This window comes from Embleya scabrispora DSM 41855, assembly GCF_000372745.1.
Lineage (GTDB): Bacteria > Actinomycetota > Actinomycetes > Streptomycetales > Streptomycetaceae > Embleya > Embleya scabrispora.
The window spans coordinates 347,475-366,664 of sequence record NZ_KB889664.1; the positions used below are offsets into that span (position 1 = coordinate 347,475).

General features: G+C 70.7%; 17 protein-coding genes and 1 pseudogene. 7 read left to right on the top strand and 11 right to left on the bottom strand.

Annotation, left to right across the window (positions count from 1 at the left end; genetic code table 11):
- Positions 1-92 precede the first annotated feature (92 nt).
- Entirely contained in the window at positions 93-1,616 is a 1,524-nt protein-coding gene (locus tag A3IC_RS0118955) for a chitinase (RefSeq protein ID WP_020551629.1), read from the top strand.
- Between the two features lie 55 nt (positions 1,617-1,671).
- On the opposite strand, the gene htpG is transcribed toward A3IC_RS0118955, so the two are convergent.
- The 3 genes from htpG to A3IC_RS55240 all read right to left on the bottom strand — a co-directional run bounded on the left by htpG (position 1,672) and on the right by A3IC_RS55240 (position 4,394).
- The gene (htpG, locus tag A3IC_RS0118960) at positions 1,672-3,600 is read right to left on the bottom strand and encodes a molecular chaperone HtpG (RefSeq protein ID WP_020551630.1); all 1,929 of its coding nucleotides are present in this window, start codon (positions 3,598-3,600) and stop codon (positions 1,672-1,674) included.
- A gap of 138 nt (positions 3,601-3,738) precedes the next feature.
- Positions 3,739-3,879, bottom strand: coding sequence for a hypothetical protein (locus tag A3IC_RS68745; protein WP_158696003.1), 141 nt, complete (start codon positions 3,877-3,879; stop codon positions 3,739-3,741).
- 206 nt (positions 3,880-4,085) lie between these two features.
- Positions 4,086-4,394, bottom strand: coding sequence for an ATP-binding protein (locus tag A3IC_RS55240; protein ID WP_020551632.1), 309 nt, complete (start codon positions 4,392-4,394; stop codon positions 4,086-4,088).
- Between the two features lie 202 nt (positions 4,395-4,596).
- Between A3IC_RS55240 and A3IC_RS68750 the strand changes: the two genes are divergently transcribed.
- Positions 4,597-5,226, top strand: coding sequence for a hypothetical protein (locus tag A3IC_RS68750; protein WP_158696004.1), 630 nt, complete (start codon positions 4,597-4,599; stop codon positions 5,224-5,226).
- Positions 5,227-5,560: 334 nt separating this feature from the next.
- Here A3IC_RS68750 and A3IC_RS0118985 read toward each other — a convergent pair whose 3' ends face one another.
- The 5 genes from A3IC_RS0118985 to A3IC_RS0119005 all read right to left on the bottom strand — a co-directional run bounded on the left by A3IC_RS0118985 (position 5,561) and on the right by A3IC_RS0119005 (position 9,576).
- On the bottom strand, positions 5,561-6,307 hold the full coding sequence (locus A3IC_RS0118985; RefSeq protein WP_020551635.1) for an HAD family hydrolase: 747 nt from the start codon (positions 6,305-6,307) through the stop codon (positions 5,561-5,563).
- A gap of 328 nt (positions 6,308-6,635) precedes the next feature.
- Positions 6,636-7,742, bottom strand: a complete 1,107-nt coding sequence (locus A3IC_RS0118990; RefSeq protein WP_020551636.1) for an iron-containing redox enzyme family protein — start codon at positions 7,740-7,742, stop codon at positions 6,636-6,638.
- On the bottom strand, positions 7,739-8,002 hold the full coding sequence (locus A3IC_RS55245; protein ID WP_052173591.1) for a CDGSH iron-sulfur domain-containing protein: 264 nt from the start codon (positions 8,000-8,002) through the stop codon (positions 7,739-7,741). The genes A3IC_RS0118990 and A3IC_RS55245 overlap by 4 nt, the downstream gene beginning before the upstream one ends.
- The gene (locus tag A3IC_RS0119000; RefSeq protein WP_040876852.1) at positions 7,986-8,669 is read right to left on the bottom strand and encodes a HemK2/MTQ2 family protein methyltransferase; all 684 of its coding nucleotides are present in this window, start codon (positions 8,667-8,669) and stop codon (positions 7,986-7,988) included. The genes A3IC_RS55245 and A3IC_RS0119000 overlap by 17 nt, the downstream gene beginning before the upstream one ends.
- Before the next feature lie 475 nt (positions 8,670-9,144).
- Positions 9,145-9,576, bottom strand: coding sequence for an Hsp20/alpha crystallin family protein (locus tag A3IC_RS0119005; protein ID WP_020551639.1), 432 nt, complete (start codon positions 9,574-9,576; stop codon positions 9,145-9,147).
- A gap of 129 nt (positions 9,577-9,705) precedes the next feature.
- Here A3IC_RS0119005 and A3IC_RS0119010 point away from each other — a divergent pair, with 129 nt between their 5' ends.
- Positions 9,706-10,353 (top strand): hypothetical protein, encoded by a 648-nt coding sequence (locus A3IC_RS0119010; protein WP_020551640.1) that lies wholly within the window; start codon positions 9,706-9,708, stop codon positions 10,351-10,353.
- A 135-nt stretch (positions 10,354-10,488) separates the two neighbouring features.
- Here the strand turns inward: A3IC_RS0119010 and A3IC_RS0119015 are convergent, their stop codons facing one another.
- Complete coding sequence (locus A3IC_RS0119015) at positions 10,489-11,166, bottom strand: ScbR family autoregulator-binding transcription factor (protein ID WP_020551641.1); 678 nt, start codon at positions 11,164-11,166, stop codon at positions 10,489-10,491.
- Positions 11,167-11,348: 182 nt separating this feature from the next.
- Between A3IC_RS0119015 and A3IC_RS0119020 the strand changes: the two genes are divergently transcribed.
- The 3 genes and pseudogenes from A3IC_RS0119020 to A3IC_RS71120 all read left to right on the top strand — a co-directional run bounded on the left by A3IC_RS0119020 (position 11,349) and on the right by A3IC_RS71120 (position 14,296).
- Complete coding sequence (locus A3IC_RS0119020; RefSeq protein WP_026218444.1) at positions 11,349-12,272, top strand: ScbA/BarX family gamma-butyrolactone biosynthesis protein; 924 nt, start codon at positions 11,349-11,351, stop codon at positions 12,270-12,272.
- Between the two features lie 117 nt (positions 12,273-12,389).
- Entirely contained in the window at positions 12,390-13,316 is a 927-nt protein-coding gene (locus tag A3IC_RS55250) for an MFS transporter (RefSeq protein ID WP_020551643.1), read from the top strand.
- A gap of 117 nt (positions 13,317-13,433) precedes the next feature.
- Positions 13,434-14,296: pseudogene (locus tag A3IC_RS71120) on the top strand (TauD/TfdA dioxygenase family protein).
- Positions 14,297-14,445: 149 nt separating this feature from the next.
- Here A3IC_RS71120 and A3IC_RS0119035 read toward each other — a convergent pair.
- Both A3IC_RS0119035 and A3IC_RS0119040 read right to left on the bottom strand, forming a co-directional pair.
- Positions 14,446-15,714: a preATP grasp domain-containing protein gene (locus A3IC_RS0119035; RefSeq protein ID WP_020551644.1), complete on the bottom strand. Its 1,269-nt coding sequence runs from the start codon at positions 15,712-15,714 to the stop codon at positions 14,446-14,448.
- A 54-nt stretch (positions 15,715-15,768) separates the two neighbouring features.
- Positions 15,769-16,332 (bottom strand): type 1 glutamine amidotransferase domain-containing protein, encoded by a 564-nt coding sequence (locus A3IC_RS0119040; RefSeq protein WP_020551645.1) that lies wholly within the window; start codon positions 16,330-16,332, stop codon positions 15,769-15,771.
- Between the two features lie 369 nt (positions 16,333-16,701).
- On the opposite strand from A3IC_RS0119040, the gene A3IC_RS0119050 reads away from it, so the two are divergent.
- Complete coding sequence (locus tag A3IC_RS0119050; protein WP_020551647.1) at positions 16,702-18,954, top strand: catalase; 2,253 nt, start codon at positions 16,702-16,704, stop codon at positions 18,952-18,954.
- Positions 18,955-19,190 lie beyond the last annotated feature (236 nt).

Here is a 19,190-nt window from a genome sequence, read left to right on the forward strand (position 1 = left end):
TTGACTTCTGTGTGTGCCGGGCTGTCTCATACCCCATGCCGCCGTGCGACGCGAATCGGCGGTACGTCCCCACGTATACAGACTGGACGCACATGCGACTCATGCGCACATTCCGCGCGGCCGTGGCCGCGACCGTCACCACCGCAGCGGCGGTGAGCCTGACCATGATGGGTGGCGGGCCGGCCCAGGCCGCAACTCCGCTCCCGAGCCACGTCTTCGCCCCCTACTTCGAGGCGTGGACCGGTGACAGCCCCGCCGCGCTGGCCGCCCAATCCGGTGCCAAGCACCTGACCATGGCGTTCCTCCAGACCGCGACCAAGGGATCCTGCACGCCGTACTGGAACGGCGACACCGGCATGCCGATCGCCTCCTCGACGTTCGGTGCCGACATCAAGACCATTCAGGCCAGCGGCGGGGACGTCATCCCCTCGTTCGGCGGCTACACGGCCGACACCACCGGCACCGAGATCGCCGACAGTTGTACCGACGTCAACCAGATCGCCGCCGCCTACCAGAAGGTGATCACGACCTACGACGTCACGCGGCTGGACATGGACATCGAGATCGACGCGCTCGACAACACCGCGGGCATCGACCGGCGGAACAAGGCCATCAAGCAGGTCCAGGACTGGGCCGCGGCCAACGGGCGCAAGATCGAGATCTCCTACACGCTGCCCACCACGACCAGCGGCCTGGCGGCCAACGGCGTGGCCCTGCTCAGGAACGCGGTCGCCAACGGCACCAAGGTCGACGTCGTCAACATCATGACGTTCGACTACTACGACAACGCCACGCACAACATGGCCAACGACACCGAGACCGCGGCGCAGGGCCTGTACAACACGCTCGCGCAGCTCTACCCGAGCAAGACCCCCGCGCAGTTGTGGGGCATGGTCGGCGTCACCGAGATGATCGGCGTCGACGACTTCGGGCCGGCCGAGACGTTCAGCCTCGCCAACGCCCGCCAGGTCTACAACTGGGCCGTCGCCAAGGGCATCAACACCCTCTCGTTCTGGGCCCTCCAGCGCGACAACGGCAACTGCCCGAACCAGCCGGCCGCGGACAACTGCTCCGGCATCGCCCAGAACACCTGGGACTTCAGCCACATCTTCGCGCCCTTCACCGGCGGCACCACGAACCCGACCAACGACTTCTCGGTCAAGGCGACCCCCGCCTCCGGGGCCGTCGGCGCGGGCTCCTCGACCACTTCCACGATCTCGACCGCGGTGACGGCCGGTGCCGCGCAGACGGTGAACCTGACCGTCAGCGGTGCCCCGGCGGGCGTCACCGCCTCGCTCAGTCCCACCTCGGTGACGGCGGGCGGATCTTCGACACTCACCGTCGCCACCACGGCGGCGGCCGTCTCGGGCACGTACAACATCACCGTGACCGGGACCGCCGCCTCCGGCAGCCACATCGCGACCTACGCCTTGACCGTCACCGGCGGGAACGGTCACCAGTGCACGGCACCCCCGTGGGCGTCGGGCACGGTCTACACCGGCGGACAGCAGGTCTCGCACCAGGGTCACACCTGGAAGGCCAAGTGGTGGACGCTCGGCGAGACGCCGGGCACCACCGGCCAGTGGGGCGTCTGGCAGGACCTCGGCGCCTGCTGATGCCGGGGGTGCGACCGGCCCGGCCGTTCGGGCCCGGCCGGTCGCACCCCACCGGTTACAGACCGCGAGCCAGGTGGTCGGTGAGCAGCCGGGTGAAGCGGGCCGGGTCGGGCAGGTCGCCGCCTTCGGCGAGCAGCGCGCCGCCGTAGACCAACTCGACGATCTCGGCCAGCGCGGGGGCGTCGGCATTCGCCTCGTGCGCCGAACGCAGCGCGGTGATCAGCGGGTGCGTCGGGTTGAGCTCCAGGATCCGCTTGACCGAGGGCATCTCCTGCCCCATCGCCCGGTACATCTTCTCCAGCGTCGGGGTCATGTCGTGCGCGTCGCCCACGATGCACGCCGCCGACGTGGTCAGCCGCGACGACAGCCGAACCTGCTTCACCTGCTCGGACAGGGTCGTCGTCAACCACGGCAGCAGGGCGGCGAAGTCCTGCTCACGCTTGGCCTTCTCCGCTCCGGCCTCCTCGTCGCCGTCGTCGGTCGGCTCGTCCAGGTCGACCTGGCCCTTGGCGATCGACTGCAGACGGTGGCCGTCGAAGGCCGGGACCTGGTCGACCCAGACCTCGTCGACCGGGTCGGTCAGGATCAAAACCTCGTATCCCTTGGCGGTGAAGGCCTCCATGTGCGGCGAGTTCTCCACCATCGCGCGGGTCTCGCCGGTCAGGTAGTAGATCGCGTCCTGGCCGTCCTTCATGCGCTCGACGTACTCGCGCAGGGTGGTGGGCTTTTCCGGGTCGTGCGTGGAGGCGGCCGACACCAGCTCCAGCAGGGCCTCGATGTTGTCGGTGTCCTCGAGCAGGCCCTCCTTCAACGCTCGACCGAACTGGGCCCACAACCTCGCGTAGCGCTCGCCGTCCTTGGCCTGCATGTCCTTGATCGCGCCGAGGACCTTCTTGACCAAGCGCCGGCGTACGCCGCGGATCTGGCGATCCTGCTGCAGGATCTCGCGGGAGATGTTCAGCGACAGGTCGTGGGCATCCACGACACCCTTGACGAAGCGCAGGTAGTTCGGCATCAGCGCTTCGCAGTCGTCCATGATGAACACGCGCTTGACGTACAGCTGCACGCCGCTCTTGGACTCGCGGGAGAACAGGTCGAACGGTGCCTGCGACGGAATGAACAGCAGCGCCTCGTACTCGAAGTTACCCTCGGCGCGCATGTGGATCGTTTCGGCCGGGTCGAGCCCGTCGTGGCTGATCTGCTTGTAGAACTCGCTGTACTCGGCCTCGGTCACCTCACTGCGCGGCCGGGCCCACAACGCCTTCATCGAGTTGAGCGTGTCGACCCCGTGCGTGGTGACGCCGTCCGCGTCGGTGCGCACCGTGGCCATCCGGATCGGCCAGCGGATGAAGTCCGAGTACTGCTTCACGATCTGGCGGATCTTCCACTCGGCCAGATAGTCGGCCAGCCCGTCCTCGCTGTCGGCGGCCTTGAGGTGCAGGGTGACCGAGGTGCCGACGGGCAGACCGTCGACGGCCTGGATGTCGTAGGTTCCCTCGCCGTCGGACTCCCACAGGGTGCCGGAGTCGGTGCCCGCCCGCCGGGTGCGCAGGGTGACCTTGTCGGCGACCATGAACGCGGAGTAGAAGCCGACGCCGAACTGCCCGATCAGGTTCTGCGCCGCGGCGGTGTCCTTGGCTTCCTTGGCTTCCTTGATCTTCTCCAGCAGACCGGCGGTGCCGGACTTGGCGATGGTGCCGATCAGCTCCACGAGGTCGTCCCGGCTCATGCCGATACCCGTGTCGCGGACGGTCAGCGTGCGGGCGTCCTTGTCGATGTCCAAGGCGATGTGCAGGTCGGAGGTGTCGACCTCGAGGTCGGAGTCGATCAGGGACTCCAGCCGCAGCTTGTCCAGTGCGTCGGAGGCGTTGGAGATCAGCTCGCGCAGGAAGATGTCCTTGTTCGAGTAGATCGAGTGGATCACCAACTGGAGCAACTGACGGGTCTCGGCCTGGAATTCCAGCGTTTCGACGCTGCTACCCACCCTGGGGTCCCCTTTCGGAAAGAAACATGATGGAACGGATCGGGCCCGGGCGGCTCACCCCGGCACCGGCGTCTTCGCGGCGATCGGGCAACCGCGCCGTGAACGTCTCCCGCCGGACGACCATCGCATCCGCACGGCTCACGCGGTGGTGCCCGCACGGTCTGCGGCGTCGTCCCGGCCCAGGGCCAGGCACGGCGCGGCCGGGTCCGGCTCGGCGTCGGCGGGCAGGTCGGTCACCGCGCCGGGCAACGGCCTCGGACCGCGCTCCCTGTGCCCCACTGGAAGTCATCCTCTCGGCGACGCCATATCGTGTCGTCGTAACGACGACACAATATGTCGGAGCGCTCAAGCCCGTCCAGGCGCCCCCGCAGCACCCGCCGGCACAGCGTCCGAAGGCGCGGGCCGCGAGATGTCGATCGCGCCGGACCGCCCGCACCGGGCCCGGTTTCGCCGATGAGCCCCAGGCCGCAGGGGAGTTCGCCGATTCAGCGCCGGATGTGGGCGCGGCCCTGCTTGCCCGTGCCGTGTCGTTCGACGGTCCAGCCTGTGGTGAGCATGTCGAGCAGAAGCAATCCGTAGCCGCCGTCCGCGTTCGCGGGACGTTGGAGAACCAGGAGATCGCGGGCGTGGTCACCCACCCCGATCTCGACTCCGTCGGGGGAGGGGGCCAGGGTCAACTCGGCCTCGCCGCACGTATGTCGAAGAACGTTGCCCACCAGTTCCGAGACGACCTGGACGTCGTCGTCCGCGCGGTCCCGGGGCCGGCCCCGGGTGTCGAGCGTGTCGCGAACCACGGCGCGGACCCGGCCCGGGATGCCGGGGGCATTGGACAGGGTCCAGTGCCCGTTGACCGGATTCGACCGAGTGTGCTCCGCCGTGATGCGGCGTGCATCGGATGGCCCAGCCGAGCCCGGCGATCCGTTTGAGGGGATGTTCGACGGACCACTGTCCCCGATATCCAGTCGGCTTCAAGGGGATGTCGTGTCGCGTGGGAATATGTCCGTCAAAATTGTGGTCGCCGCCTTGCTCGCCGTGACCGGTTGCGGAGACGACGGGAAGAGTTCTTCGCCCACCGCCTCGGCCTCGCCCTCGGTGGGCTGTGATCCGCCCGCTCTGGCGCAGGACGAATGGCTGCGTTCCTGCGGGCCCGGATCCGGTCGCGACACCGGGCCGGCGAACACTGCTCCCGTCGGGGGATGGGTGGCGTTGCCCAATGGAATCGTCGTGTCGGTGGCACGCGTCGAACCCGCTCCGGTTGTGGAGAGTGCCGGGCCGGGTTCCTTTCCCGCTCTCGTCACGCTCACCGTGACCAACCGCTCGCAGACCCCCTACGACGTGTCCGGTGTGCGGATCAGCGAAATGGGCCGTGTGGGTGGGCCCAGCGCCGAGCGCATCACCCACGGCAGCCTCCCGCAGCAGGACTTCACCGGCACCGTGGCACCGGGGCGGACCGTCGTCGCCCAACAACTCTTCGACGTCCCCGACGCGCTGCGTCCGGGTTTCCGCGTCATCGTCGCCATGACCCCGATTCCCTCGGCCCTGCCGGACGCCACGTTCACCGGAAGGCTGCCGCAGGGCACCGGCAGCGCTCCCGCGTCCCCGCCGTCGTCCGGGGCGACCCCGTGACGTACGGCGTCGGCAGTGACCGGACGGCGAACACCGCCGGCGTTCCGCCCGCCACGAGCGTCGAGTCCACGGTGCCGGCCCGCACTGAACCCGTCGCCCACTGAGGCAGGGCCCCGCAGGACGCGGCCCCCGCGACGAGGTGCGATCCACGCACCAGGTGTGACCTCCGGAACGAGCCGCGACTCGGCACGGCTTGAGGGAGACCCTGAAGCCGTGCCGACCGCCCGGTGAACTCCGTTGCCCCGAACGGAGCTTCGCCACGGCGTTCGAAAGTGCTCCGTGCCGCCGCGCCCGACGGCACCATCGGGCGCGTCCGACAGCTACCGCCGCGCGGTCACCGCGCCACAGCGGCTGCCGTTGCCCGGATCGCCCCGCCGGCCGCCGGTACGTACGACTCCGGCAGGCTCTCGCGGGTCATGGCCCAGTGGAGGAGGTCGGCGTCGGCCAGCGTGGGCACCCACATGTCGACGAGCGCCAGTTCCTCGTCGCGGGGGTTGGGACCCACACCCAGGACGCGCAGGCCCGCGCGCGTCGCGGAGAGAATGCCGCAGTACGAGTCCTCCACCGCCAGGGTCACGGCGGGAGTGGCGCCGCAGGCTCGGGTGGCCGCGAGGTAGAGGTCCGGGTCGGGCTTGGGGCGAAGGTCCGCGTCCGGGACCACGATGTCGACGAAGCGGGGGAGCAGTCCGGCGTGTGACAGTCCCGACTCCACCACGTCACGGGGACAGTTGCTCGCCACGGCAAGGGGTGCGAAGTGCGAGACCAGGCTCACGAATTCGGTCGCTCCGGGAATAGTCACGGGATCTGCCGCGACCAATTTTCGGAAGTGGTCGAGGAGTTGGCCCGTCACCTGGTCGGCACGGTCGGCCGACAGGCCCGCCACTTCGGACATGACCCGTCCGCATTCGGTGAAATGCAAACCTTTGGTGCGTTCGCCGAAGTCGCTCGGAGTCGTGACGCCGTACCCGCGAAGGACGAGTTCACGCGCCTCCTCCCAGTGGCATTCGCTGTCCATCAAGGTTCCGTCGCAGTCGAAGACGATGGCCGCCGGAGTCCAGGAGAGAAGGGAGTTGCCTGTCATCGATAAGCCGTCCGATCGAGAGGAGCGGGCCCGAAGGCGCCCGCGCGAAGTCTCGAGGCGGCGGTGCGGGCACGTCCCTCAGAAGGGGCTTCCGCGTACGGCGCCGGCCCGAAACATAACGATCATTACGCTAAGTTGATAACGCATTGTATTCAAATAACCACGTTATGTCAGCGTGTCGCGCGCCGGTGTGGGCCCGGAGTCGGCCTATCGCGACCGGCGCGCGTCGTCGAGCATGCGCAACACCGCAGGTGGCCGGGTCGCCGAATGCCGGGCCGTCGCCGAGTCGGGAAGTCACGCTGCGACGGTGACGCCGCGTTCGTGCGGCTCACCGCGGCGGATATCCGCCCGCGCCCCGATCCATTCCGGCCCGCGTCCGCCAAGAGCGGTCGTGTCTTCCGGGGTGAGCTCGGGTCGAGGTCGTGTCGAGCGCAACGCGCATGGCGCTGCGTCCAGCGCGCCACGCGGTCAGGAGGTGGTCGCCGAGGCGGCCCTCCAGGAACACGGTGGCGGCGATGCCGAAGACGACGTCGGCTTCCAGGTTCGGTTCGTCGGCGAGCAGGCCGGCGACCACTTCGCGGCGCACGACCTGCTCGTGGACGGCGTCGGCCTCCACGTGCTCGTCGTAGAAGCGCTCGGCGGCGGGTCCGGCGCCGGTCCGGCGTATCGCCTGGGCCAGTCGGCGTGAACCGGGGGAGGAGGTCACCTCCACACAGGCGAAGTGGCCCACCAGCGCGCCGCGCAGCCCGCGGTGCAACCCGAGCAGGGACATCAGGTTCACGGTCGGCAGCACCGTGGCGGGCGCCGCGTCCAGGTAATGGCCGTACGACGGGTCCACATCGAGGTCGACCATGAGGTCCGCGAACAGTCGGGCGTGGATGTCCTCGGCGCGGCCGGCACCGAATTCGTCGAACTCGACGGCCACCATCGCCGCTTTCGCCCGACCGCGCAGGCGGGGGATGACCCAGGCGTGCGGATCGGCCTCCTTGAGGTGATACAGCGAGCGCATCGCGGCGTATTCGCGCAACTGCCACAGCTCTCCCCGGGTCCGGAGGAAGTGGCTGACGCTGTTGCCGTCGTCCCCGGTCGGCTCGACCAAGAGCGCGGCCAGCGCGTCGTCCACGCTCCGGCCGTCGTGGGCGTGCGCACGCAGGGCGGTGAGGAAGCGTTCCTCGAGGGCGGCGCGCAGGCCCAGGAGGTTCGGGTCCCACTCGCGGTCGTCGGCCACCCGGGCGAAGCCCCGGTAGTGCAACTCGTACAGCGTGTACAGGGCCAGATGCAGATCCTCGCCGAAGGGATCGGCCCGGGCGACCCGGTGGGCCCCCGGGAGTTCGCCTCCGCCGGTCCGCAACGCCGTGATCACGCCCGCGGAGAGTTCGCCGCGCGGTCGCGGCAAGGCCGGGGCGGCCTGGGAGGCGTGTGTCGACACGGTCACGGGTGGCTTCCTTCGTCGGTCGTCGCCGCCTCCGGCTCGCCCGGTGACGGTTCGGCGCCCGCCGATGCGGTGCGCGCGCGGTGGCTGGTGTCGCACCACGGGTAGGTGCGGCTGCGCCGACATGTGCAGACGGCGACGACGAAGCGTTTCGATATGACGACCTCGCCGTTCGGCAGGGCCACCTCCACGGGGCCTTCGATCAGGAGGGGGCCGTCGCGCTCGGCGGTGATCCGGCGGGGACGATCAGCGTTTCTCGGCACGGACGACCACCAATTCCTCGCGATTGTCGTGGGTGCCCACCAGGCCGGCGCGGCGCAGCCAGTCCAGCCGCTCGCGCAGGACCGGACCGAACGGAATGGTCGTGCGATCGGCGATCGTGGCGCGCATGCCGGATCGCTCCAGCGCGCCAAGGGTGGCCTCGGCGTCGCACAGTCCGGAGTGCACCATCAGCAGGACGCCGTCGGGCCGCAGCACGTCGGGGACCGCCGCGCAGATCCGGTCCACCACCGCCCGGCCGCCGAGTCCGGCGTCCCACGCGCGGGCGGCGCCGAAATGCGGGACCCCGGGCCGGGGCGCGGGCACGTACGGCGGATTGCACACGACGAGGTCGAAGGAGTGACCGGTCACGGCCGACAGCAGGTCGCCGCGACGCACGGTGATCCACCGGCGGGCGAGCAGTGCGTTCGCGCGGGTGGTCAGCACGGCGCGTCTGGTGCTGTCGACGGCGGTCACTCGTGCTCCGAGTCGAGCCGCGTACACGGCCAGGGCTCCACTGCCGGTGCACATGTCCAGGACCCGGGTGCCTTCGCGGATGCCCTCCCGGCGTATCGCCTCGGCCAGCAGAAAACTGTCGGACTGGGGGACGTACACGCCCGGGGCGGTGAGTATCCGGCCCAGGGGGGAAACCGTGACACCGATTGCTGACATGGGGACCTCCGGCAATGCGATGGCACGGTGGATCACCGAATCCATCAGAGCGAGCGTTGGTTGCGGCGCCGTGACACCGGGCTTGCCGCCACGTGCGGGCCAACCCGGCGGGGAGGGTCGGGCACGATCGTCGATTGCCGTGCACATCGACGTGCGGACACCGGGGTTTCGGCGTTGGGCGTTCGGCGCGCGCAAAGATCGCTTGCCCGGCTCCGTCGGGTTCATGCGCACCGCGTGGGCGGATGTGGCCCCAGGAGCGTGCGTACGCGGCTGTGACGCGGGCGGCGTCGTGGGTTTCGCACGTGGACGGATGGGGGTGTGCGGGGCGGGGCGGGGCAGGGCACGGGTCGGACGGCGGCGCGTCACGGTGGGGTCGCGATCGAGGCGCCCGGACGGCCCTCACCGCCCGTACCGAGCGCGCGGGCGGTGGGGCCGTTCGTCGATGGCCGGGCGGGGCGGTGGCGGTCGTGCTGCCTCAGGCGGTGATCACCTTGCGGTCGGACCTGGTGCCGATGGAGATCTTGCGGGGCTTGGCCCGCTCCGCGATCGGGATCCGCAGCGTCAGCACACCGGCTTCGTAGGCGGCGTCGATGCGCTCGGTGTCGAGGGTGTCGGCCAGCACGATCTGGCGGGAGAAGACGCCCACGGGACGCTCGGACAGCTCCATCTGAACCTCGTCCGCCTTGGCCGCGGGCTCGCGCCGGGCCTTGACGGTGAGCATGTTGCGCTCGACATCGATGTCGATCGCCTCGGGGGTCACACCCGGCAGGTCGAATGCGACCACGTACACCTCGCCATCGCGGTAGGCGTCCATCGGCATCGCCGTCGGCCGCGAGGCGGTGCCGGGAGCGAGGAGCTGCTGCGCGAGCCGGTCGAGCTCGCGGAAGGGGTCGGTACGCATCAACATCGCGAAAACACCTCCGAAAGATTCAATCGGTAGCGCCCGGTCGGGCTGCCTGGAACTGTTGTAGCATGTCATCGGAAGGATGACAAATTCTGGTGTCATCCACACGATGACGAGTCGAGAGGAGATCCGATGACCGCGAACGATCGACCGGCCGCCCGCCCGCTGGGGCCCGCCTCCTTCCTCGCCGCGGCAGCAGCCCTGGAAGCCATCGACCGGGCCGTCCGCACGGCACAAGACGGCGATGTCGAGCCCGCGAGAGCGAGCGAGGGCCCCGAGCAGGCATTGGCCTCGCTGCTGCTGCTGCGCGAGATCCGCGAGCGCCTCGCCGGATGGGAGAGCGGGCTGATCGAGACCGCTCGCGACGCGGGAGCCAGTTGGGCGGACCTGGCCCAACCCCTGGGCGTGGCCAGCCGCCAGGCCGCCGAGCGCCGTTACCTCCGGTCGCGTCCGGGTCCGGCCGGTTCCACCGGCGAAGAACGCGTCACCGCCACGCGCGAACGCCGTGCCGCCGACCGCGCGGCCGGCGTCCGAGCCCGCGACAATGCCGCCGACCTGCGCCGCCTCGCGAGCCAGATCACCGCGCTCACCGACCTGCCGGCCGGCTCCCGTGCGCCCCTCGGCCGACTGGACCGGGCACTGGGCGACGACGACCCCGCCGCCCTGATCGCCCCCCTCGCCGCGACCCGCTCCCACCTGAGCGCCGACCACCCGGACCTGGTCGCCCGTATCGACGCGCTGGTGGACCCGCTCGGGCCCGGCCCCGCCGGCACGCCGTGACGGGTCGCCGGCAGCGCCCACCCGTCACCGGGCGCCGAACCGGGCCGGACGCCGCCGACGGGCCGGTGCGCGCGGCCCGCGACGGACGCTGCCCGGCTGAACGAGGCACCGGCCCCCGGGGCCCGTGATTCCGGGCTATTCGGCGTCCACGCGAACCCTCGGTACGGCTTCGCCGTCGATGTCGCCCGTCGCACCGGCCGCGGCCCGGGCCAGGGTGTCCTCGGTGAGCTCCGGGTCGGCGAGCAGGGCGGGCAGGAGCAGGTGCCACAGATCGGTCAGGTCGTCCTCGATGTCGGCGCGTCCGGAGAGCGCGTCGGAGACGGTGTGCATGCCGAAGAAGGCGTGGATGATCGAGCGTGCGGCCGCCGCCGGATCGACGCGCTTCGCCAACTCGCCCTTCTCCCGCGCCCGATCCAACAGCGCGCGGGCGGTGGCGATCCAGCCCACGAAGGGAGTCGGCAGTATCGCGTCGATGGCATAGCGCTCGCCCCACAGCCGCGCTCCGCCACGAACCACCGGATCGTCGCGATAGGCCCGGGCCACCGCGAAGCTCAACCGCACCAGGCCCTCCAACGCGGGTGCGTCCGCCGGGCTTTGCCGTTCGATCAGCTCCGGCCAGGTGGCGAAGTGCGCCTCGACGACCGCACGGGCCAGGGCATCCTTGTTGGAGAAGTGGAAATAGATGGCACCGCTGGTGAGTCCCGACGCGTTGCCGATGTCACTGATGCTCGTCCCGGCGAAGCCCCGCTCGTGGAACAGGCGTGCCGCCGTCTCCAGAAGGGATTGGCGAGTCGTTCCTGCCCGTGCCTGCACGTGCCACCTCCAGCTCGGATGTCTGCGTGGAAACTGGTTGCTGTCGCGGCTCGTGTCCGCGGGTGCCCGACGCCACGCGACAGCACGTCGATCGCCGGCTTTTCCAGGCGCGTTCGGTGCCGCGCGACGCACGGCGAGAAGACGACGTGCACCTTCCCGACCTCTGGGTTCTGCTTGTGTTCATGACTACCTTTGGCGGCGGCGCGGCGTTCTCGGGTCTCTCGGTGAGACCGCTGAGCTGGTCGCGCACCGTGGCACGAGAGTCGGTACACCGGACCTCGGTGGCCGAGGTGTTGCTGACCGATGTGGTGCGCCTCGCGGAGGCGTCCTTTTTGACGGCGGCCCAATGGCCTCGCTCGCATCCCACGTTCCCGCCGGCCGGTGACGGCGGACACAGTCGGCTGATGATCGTGGAAACCCTTCGCCAACTGGGGATCTTCATCCCGTCGCAGTTCTTCTCGGTGCCCCTGGAAGCGCACTTTCTGATCAAGGACCTTTTCTACGGTGTCGACATCGCCATGGAGCCGCGTTTGCAGAGCGGCGCCACCGATATCACCTGTTTGGCGGAAGTCGACGACCTGCGCCCCACGCACGACGGCCACGGGCTGAGGGGATTGCGACTGCGCATTCGCCTCTCGGCCGGCGTCACGACCTTCGCCCGCGCGGGAGGCAACGCGCGATTCCTGGACGCGCGCACGTACGCGGCTCTGCGCGGCGCGCCACTGGGGCCGCAAGCGCCTCGACCGCGCCGCAGACCGACGCCGGAGGCGGTGGACGCGGTCCTGCCCCGCGACGTGCTGCTCGCGCACAGCGACAGCGGGACCCTGGAACTGGATCCGGCCGATCACCTGCATCCGTTCTTCTTCGACCACACCGGCGACCACGTGCCCGGAATGGTGCTCGTCGAGGCCGCCCGGCAGGCGATCGCGGTCTTGAGCGACGGCGAGTTGTTGCGGCCGACCGCGTTTCGACTGCGCACCCCGCACTTCACCGAGTTCGATCCGCCGGCACGAGTCGAGTGCTTCCTGCACAGCGGCCGGCAGGCATCGTTTCGTTTCCGGCAGGGAGCGAGCCACACGGCGGCGGGGGCACTGCGCTACCGCTGAGACGCTGCCCGACACCGGGTGGACGCCGCGCCGCACGGAGCGGGCGCGGGGGCACGCCTTCCGTGGCTTCGCGACGGGTGTGCGGCCGCCGGCGTCACGGAACCGGGCTCTTGAATCATGTTCATCTACGCCCTGGTGCTGACCCCACCGGTGGAGTGGCTCGTCCCCGAGTTCCCGCTGCGGCAGCGCCACCGCCTGGACGTGCTCGGCGTGCTGTTGCTCGGCGGCGGCGCCGGACTGGTCCTGCCGGGGCTCAGCCAGGGCCGGGACTGGGGCTGGTGGACTCCGGGCACGGTGGCCTCGTTCGGTGGCGGCGTGCTGCTGCTGGGGGCGTTCGCCGGATGGGAGTCGCGCGTGTCGCACCCCGACATCGACGTACGCCTGATCGTGCGCCCGGCGATGCGCATGACGCTGCTCGCGTCACTGTCGGTCGGATTCCTGATCGGTGGCTACGGCCTGCTGATGCCGCAGTTGCTCCAGACCCCGGACCTGCCCGGTATCGGCTACGGAGCCGGCCTCACCGCGACCGGCGTGGCGCTGTGGACGTTCCCGCAGGGACTTCTCACCATGGCCTGTGGTTCGCTGGGCGGCGTCGCGGACCGGGCACGCGGAGCCCGCCCGGTCCTGATCGCCGCCGGTTGCCTGCTCGTCGCGGCGCTGACGGCCGCCGCGTGGCTGCCCGGTCAACGCGGGCAAGTCCTGCTGATCGCCGGGGTGTTCGGCGCCGGCATGGGCCCGTACCACGCGGCCGGCCCCAACCTGGTCGTCGACGCCGTACCGCTGCGCCAGAGCGCCGTCGGCACGAGCATGCTGCCGGTCGCCAACCAGCTCGGAGCGGCCGCGGCGGCGACCATTCTCGGCGCCGTGATGGCGCGCGACATCGCCCACTCCGACGCGCGCACCGGCCGGATCGTCTACGCGGACGCCGCCTTCGAGCACGCCTTCGCGATCTCGGCGGTCGTCGGCCTCGCAGGCGTCCTGGTGGCCGTGCTCATGCGCCACGGACGCGCCCCCGCCGGCGGAGGCGCCGCGTCCGCCACATGAGCGCGCGACCGCTTCCCGGCACTCCCTGTTTCCCGCTCACCCCTGGAGGTTTCCACCGTGACCGCTACTCCCGACACCACCGAGCCGGTGTTCGACAACGGCCTGTCCGCCGTGCCGGTGCGCGAACTCCGCCCCACCGGCGACTACCGGCACACCGCGCCGTACGAACTGTTCGAACCGGCGCCGTGCAGCCCGACGATCGGCGCGGAGATCACCGGTGTCGACCTGGCCCGGCCGCTCGACCCGAAGCTGCACGCCGAGATGCACCGGGCCCTGCTCGAATGCAAGGTCCTGTTCTTCCGCGACCAGGACCTCACCGCACCCCGCCACCGCGACCTCGCGCGGCTGTGGGGCACCCCGGAGGTCCATCCCTTCCTTCCCGAGGCGGACGACGTCGCCGAGGTCGTCCGCCTGTCCCGAGGCGCCGACTCGCCCGCGGTCGAGAACGTGTGGCACTCGGACGCGTCGTTCGAGACCACGCCACCGATGGGCACGATCCTGCGCGCCGTGCACGTCCCCGCGGTCGGCGGGGACACGCTGTGGTCGGACATGGCAGCCGCCTCGACGGCTTGCCGGAGGCGACGAGGACGCGGCTCGACGGGCTGATGGCCGTCCACGATTTCACCCAGACGTTCGGCAACGCCCTCGAACCCGAGGAACCGGCCCGGCAGCAGGCCGAATACCCGGCCGTCTCGCACCCCGTCGTCCGCACCCACCCGGAGACCGGCCGCCGGCTCATCTCGTCAACCGCATCTTCACCCACCACATCGAGGGCCTGCCGGACGACGAGAGCCGCGAACTGCCGGCGTTCCGGTACGATCCAGGCCCGACACCCGGAGTATCAGTGCCGGCTGCGCCGGCGCCCCGGCACGGTCGCGTTCTGGGACAACCGCGCCACGCAGCACTACGCGAGCGCGGACTACTACCCGCACAAGCGGATCATGGAACGGGTGACCATCCTCGGCGACCGACCGTTCTGAGCCCGTTCGAGTGATCGGCCGGGGCCGGCCCTCTCGAAGACCGGGTGTCGCGGTCGGGCCGCTCCCGCCGCTGCGGACGCGGCGTCGCCCGACCCGGACTTCGGGCCGGGACGGGCGACGCCACGCCGACGACACGCGCACCGTCCGGGTCAGGCGTCGTCGTGCCCGAAGGCGGCCGCGAGCCGCGTCTCCAGTTCGATGAGACCGGTGCGACCGGCCGCCATGGCCGCGTACCGCCAACCGGCGCCGTCGACCGGGCGGTCCGTGTAGAGGATCACGCCTTCGCCGGCCTCGGGCCGAAAGTCCAATCCCGCCTCGATCAGGTGCTCCACCATCGTGTCGAAGGGACGCGGCGGATCGACCCGGATGATGCCGGTGGACCAGGCGGGAGCGGCATCGCCGGTGAGGCGGGCGACCAGGGCGTGCGGGGTGGTGGTCGCGGTGCGCCGCACGTTGCACTCCAGGGCGTGCAGCGTTCCGTCCCGGGTGCAGACCGCGTCCAGACTGAACGGACCGCGGTATCCCTCGGCCACCAGATGTCGGCCCAACGCGAGGGTCCACTCGGTCAATTCGGCGCGGGCGAGGTCCGGGACGTCGTACAGCGGAGACCGGTATCCGGCGAACGAGCCGCCGGTCATCCGCATCTCCCCGTCGAACGGCACCGATACCCGCTCCGGTGCGCAGTTTCCTTGCGCGCTGACCGCGTGGGTGTGTTCCACGTATCGCTCGACGACCCAGTGGCCGCCCGCGGGTCGGGGTGTCTCGTCGGGTGGATCGTCTCGGGTGACGAAGTGCAGACCGTGCCCGCCTGCGGAGCGGTCGGGTTTGACGACCACCCGCTCCCACACGGCGAGGAGTTCGTCGATCACGTGGGGGAGGTTCGCGCCCGTGCACACGGCCCCGTCGGGCAGGCGCATGCCGAGCCCGGGAGCCACCGCACGGAAGCCGGATTTCGTGTTCAGGTCCGCCACGGTGCGCACGGTCCGCGGCGAGGGGGCGCCCGCCTCATAGGGTTCGATCCCGATGCCGAGGTCGGCGGCGAGCGCGACGCAGGCTTCGTCCAGGGCGGTCGGGAGCAGACGGGCCCGCGGGCGTTCGCGCAGGAGTGCGCGCAGTGGCTCCAGCAGGCCGTGTGCGGAGACGGCGTCCGCCGTCGGCACGTGGGGGATGTCCGGCACGGTGACGACGGTGACGCGGTCCCGGGGCATCCCGAGTCGGGTGAAGGCGTAGCGGCAAAAGGACTCGGACGGCGGAACCGGGACCAAGAGGACGTCACCGGGGCGGGTGAGCCAGATCGTGCGAGGGGCCTGTTCCGACCACCGGCGCGGAACCGACGCCGCACGAAGGTCGACCGTCAGCGGCGACACGAAGTTGGCGAGGACGACGAGCGGGTGACCGTCCTCGCGTGAGGCGACCATGGGGTACCGCTTCCTCTCGCGTTCCGCGTGTGCCCCCGGCGGCGGGGGTGTCGCTCAGGCCGAGGCCAGGGTGATGTCGATCCGACCGAGGAAGTCCTTCAGGTCGTCCGGGGTGCGCGAGGTGATCATCACCCAGGTGCCGGTGTCGTCCTGGACCACCGGTTCGTCCAGCCAATGGCCGCCGGCGTTGCGGATGTCCGTCTCCAGGGAGGCGTAGGAGGTCAGGGTTCGGCCCCGGACCACGTCGGCCTCGACCAGGGCCCACGGGCCGTGGCAGATCGCGGCGACGGGCCGTCCCGAGGAGGTGAACGAGTGGACGATGCCGATCGCGGTGTCGTTCAGGCGCAGCGAGTCGGCGTTGAGCGTGCCGCCCGGTACCAGCAGGAGGTCGTAGCGGTCCGGATCGGCCTCGGCCAGTGTGAGGGTGGGCTGCACGCTCTCGCCCGGGTCCTTGTCGCCGACGAGTGTTCCGATCGGATCCGAGGACACCGCCGCGATGTCCACCTCGGCGCCGCGATCACGCAAGTGGCGAGCCGGGACGATCAGTTCGTCCTGCTCCACGCCGTAATTGGTGACGATCGCCAGGATGCGGCGCCCGGTCAGGTCGGTGTCGGACATGGTGACGGGTCCTTGTCTGTGGCGCTCGGCGATGTCTCCGACTGATCCATGCCCCTCGATTGCCCGCATCCCGGATGCTGACACCCGGCGCGTGCGCCTGCGCGCCTTCGGGCCGGCGCGGGACGGTTGGGAGAGCCGGGTCGGCCGGCGCGGCGCGGATCGACCGTGCGATCGGTCGGGCATCGAACCGGCCGGGGTCGCCGGCTCGCCCCTGCGGCCACCGGGCATTTCGGTTTGATCCGGTCGGTACGGGTAGCCGTGACTGTCGCGACCCGTTCGGACCCACCCGAGTCGATGCCACCCGGCCGCGAGAGCTGCCACCGGTCCGAGCTCGTTCACCGCCCGAGACTCCTGGTACACGGAGGAAGCATGGCCAAGCCCGAGCCCGCGAGCCGCAAGCCCGACCCCGCGGGTGTGATCCCCGGTCGCCCCGGCAGCGAGCAGGTCCCACTGGACGAGCCGACGCAACCACGCGAGCCGCTGCCGCCGAAGCCGGACCAGAGTGGTCCCGATGCGGTGAGCCCCACCGGGCAGCCCACCGGGACCGACCAGGCCGCCGTGGCGCAGGGCGGCGCGTACCTGACCACGGCCCAGGGACTGCGCCTGCCGGACACCGATCACTCGCTCAAGGCCGGACCGCGCGGGCCGGTTCTGCTGCAGGACCACCATCTGCGCGAGAAGATCACTCATTTCGACCACGAGCGCATCCCCGAGCGCGTCGTGCACGCGCGCGGCGCGGCGGCGCACGGCGTCTTCGTCGGATACGGCAGCGCGGGCAGCGTGAGCAAGGCGGCGTTCCTCGGCAAGGACGTCGAGACGCCGGTGTTCGTGCGCTTCTCGACGGTGCTGGGTTCGCGGGGCTCGGCCGACACGGTGCGGGACACCCGCGGGTTCGCCACCAAGTTCTACACCACCGAAGGCGTCTTCGACCTGGTCGGCAACAACATCCCGGTGTTCTTCATCCAGGACGCGATCAAGTTCCCGGACGTCATCCACGCCGGCAAGCCGCATCCCGACCGCGAGATCCCGCAGGCGCAGAGCGCGCACGACACCTTCTGGGACTTCGTCTCGCTGCACACCGAAGCCACCCACCACACCATCTGGAACATGTCGGACCGCGCCATCCCGCGCTCGTTCCGCACGATGGAGGGCTTCGGGGTCCACACCTTCCGTCTCGTGGCCGCCGACGGCGGCACCACGCTGGTGAAGTTCCATTGGAAGCCGAAGGCGGGCGTGCACTCCCTGGTGTGGGAGGAAGCGCAGATCATCAGCGGCATGGATCCCGACTTCCACCGTCGCGACCTCGCCGACGCGATCGAGGCCGGCACGTTCCCGCAGTGGGAGCTGGGCATTCAGACCTTCCCGGACACCGCCGATCAGACGTTCCAGGGCATCGACCTCCTCGACCCCACCAAGATCGTCCCCGAGGAGCTCGCGCCGGTCCAGCCGATCGGCCTGCTCACGCTCAACGCCAATCCCGGCAACTTCTTCGCCGAGACCGAACAGGTGGCCTTCCACCCCGGCCATCTGGTTCCCGGCATCGACGTCACCGACGACCCGCTGCTGGCCGGCCGGCTGTTCTCCTACCTCGACACGCAGATCAGCCGACTGGGCGGGCCCAACTTCGCCCAGATTCCGATCAACCGCCCGCACGCCCCGATCAACGACATGCTCCGGGACGGCCTGCACCAGGACGCCGTGCACCGCGGGGTGGCGCCGTATCGGCCGAACTCGCTCGACGGCGGCTGCCCGTTCACCGCCGGAGCCGACCTCGGCGGGTACGTCGAGGTGCCGGTCCCGCCGGCGCCCGCAACCAAGGTCCGCGAGGCCCCGGCATCCTTCGCCGACCACACGAGCCAGCCTCGACTGTTCTGGCTCAGCCTGACCCCGGTCGAGCGCGAACACGTGATCGCCGCCTACAGCTTCGAGCTCGGCAAGTGCCGCGAGCCGGCGATCAGGGAACGCAACCTGCGGGTCCTGGCCGACATCGACCCGCTACTGTGCGCCCGCGTCGCGGAGGGCCTGGGGCTGCCGGCTCCCTCGCCCTCGGGGCCGTTGCCCTCGGTGGAACCGAGTCCCGCGCTGTCGCAGATCGGCGGGACGTGGCCGATCACCGGCCGCGTGATCGGCATCGTCGCCGACCCGGCCGCCGACCTGGACGGCGTTCGTGAGGTGCGGCGGGCGGTGTTCGACGCGGGCATGGTGCCGCTGGTCATCGCACCCACCGGCGGCCCACTCGGAGGCGACGGCGCGTCCATCGCCGTACAGCGCACCTTCGCCACGGCCCGTTCGATCGAGTTCGACGCGATCCTGCTCGCCGGTTCACCGGCGCCGGGCAAGGACGCGTACGGCGCGCGGGACGCCAAGGCGGGCAACGCCACCACCGTGTCCACCACCGACCCGCGGATCGTGCTCATGCTCGCGGAGGCGTACCGCCATGCCAAGGCGATCGGCGGCTGGGCGAACAGCGCGGAAAGCCTGGTGGCGGCAGGCATCCCGACCGACGCGCCGGGAGTGGTCGTCGCCCGGGACGCGTCCGCCGTACTGGCCCGAATCATCGAACTCCTCGGCACACATCGGGTCTGGGAGCGCTTCCCCACGGCGGAGAGCGACGCCATCTGACCTCTCGGCACCGTCGTCCGCGTGGTCCCGGGCGCACCGAGACGAGGACGTGCCCGAGCCGGTCGCGCATCCCCGCCCTTCCCGAGCCGTGACGCCACGGTTGAGGGAGGGCGGCGGAGCGACCGGGCGGTTCAAGCGCCCGGCGCGGGCGGCATGTGCCCTGCCCTTCGGGTACGCGCCCGGCGGGAACGCCGTGCCGCCGGGCGCCGGCGGGCGAATGCGATGCCGGGCGGGAT

What these genes read in the sequence shown, in the direction of transcription:
- A3IC_RS0118985 (WP_020551635.1), bottom strand. Translation starts at nt 6,307, where the DNA reads ATGACAGGCAACTCCCTTCTCTCCTGGACTCCGGCGGCCATCGTCTTC.
- A3IC_RS0119010 (WP_020551640.1), top strand. Translation starts at nt 9,706, where the DNA reads ATGACCGCGAACGATCGACCGGCCGCCCGCCCGCTGGGGCCCGCCTCC.
- A3IC_RS0119050 (WP_020551647.1), top strand. Translation starts at nt 16,702, where the DNA reads ATGGCCAAGCCCGAGCCCGCGAGCCGCAAGCCCGACCCCGCGGGTGTG.
- A3IC_RS0119000 (WP_040876852.1), bottom strand. Translation starts at nt 8,669, where the DNA reads ATGTCAGCAATCGGTGTCACGGTTTCCCCCCTGGGCCGGATACTCACC.
- A3IC_RS0118955 (WP_020551629.1), top strand. Translation starts at nt 93, where the DNA reads ATGCGACTCATGCGCACATTCCGCGCGGCCGTGGCCGCGACCGTCACC.
- A3IC_RS0119020 (WP_026218444.1), top strand. Translation starts at nt 11,349, where the DNA reads ATGACTACCTTTGGCGGCGGCGCGGCGTTCTCGGGTCTCTCGGTGAGA.
- A3IC_RS68750 (WP_158696004.1), top strand. Translation starts at nt 4,597, where the DNA reads ATGTCCGTCAAAATTGTGGTCGCCGCCTTGCTCGCCGTGACCGGTTGC.
- A3IC_RS55250 (WP_020551643.1), top strand. Translation starts at nt 12,390, where the DNA reads ATGTTCATCTACGCCCTGGTGCTGACCCCACCGGTGGAGTGGCTCGTC.
- A3IC_RS0119005 (WP_020551639.1), bottom strand. Translation starts at nt 9,576, where the DNA reads ATGTTGATGCGTACCGACCCCTTCCGCGAGCTCGACCGGCTCGCGCAG.
- A3IC_RS0119040 (WP_020551645.1), bottom strand. Translation starts at nt 16,332, where the DNA reads ATGTCCGACACCGACCTGACCGGGCGCCGCATCCTGGCGATCGTCACC.
- A3IC_RS0119035 (WP_020551644.1), bottom strand. Translation starts at nt 15,714, where the DNA reads ATGGTCGCCTCACGCGAGGACGGTCACCCGCTCGTCGTCCTCGCCAAC.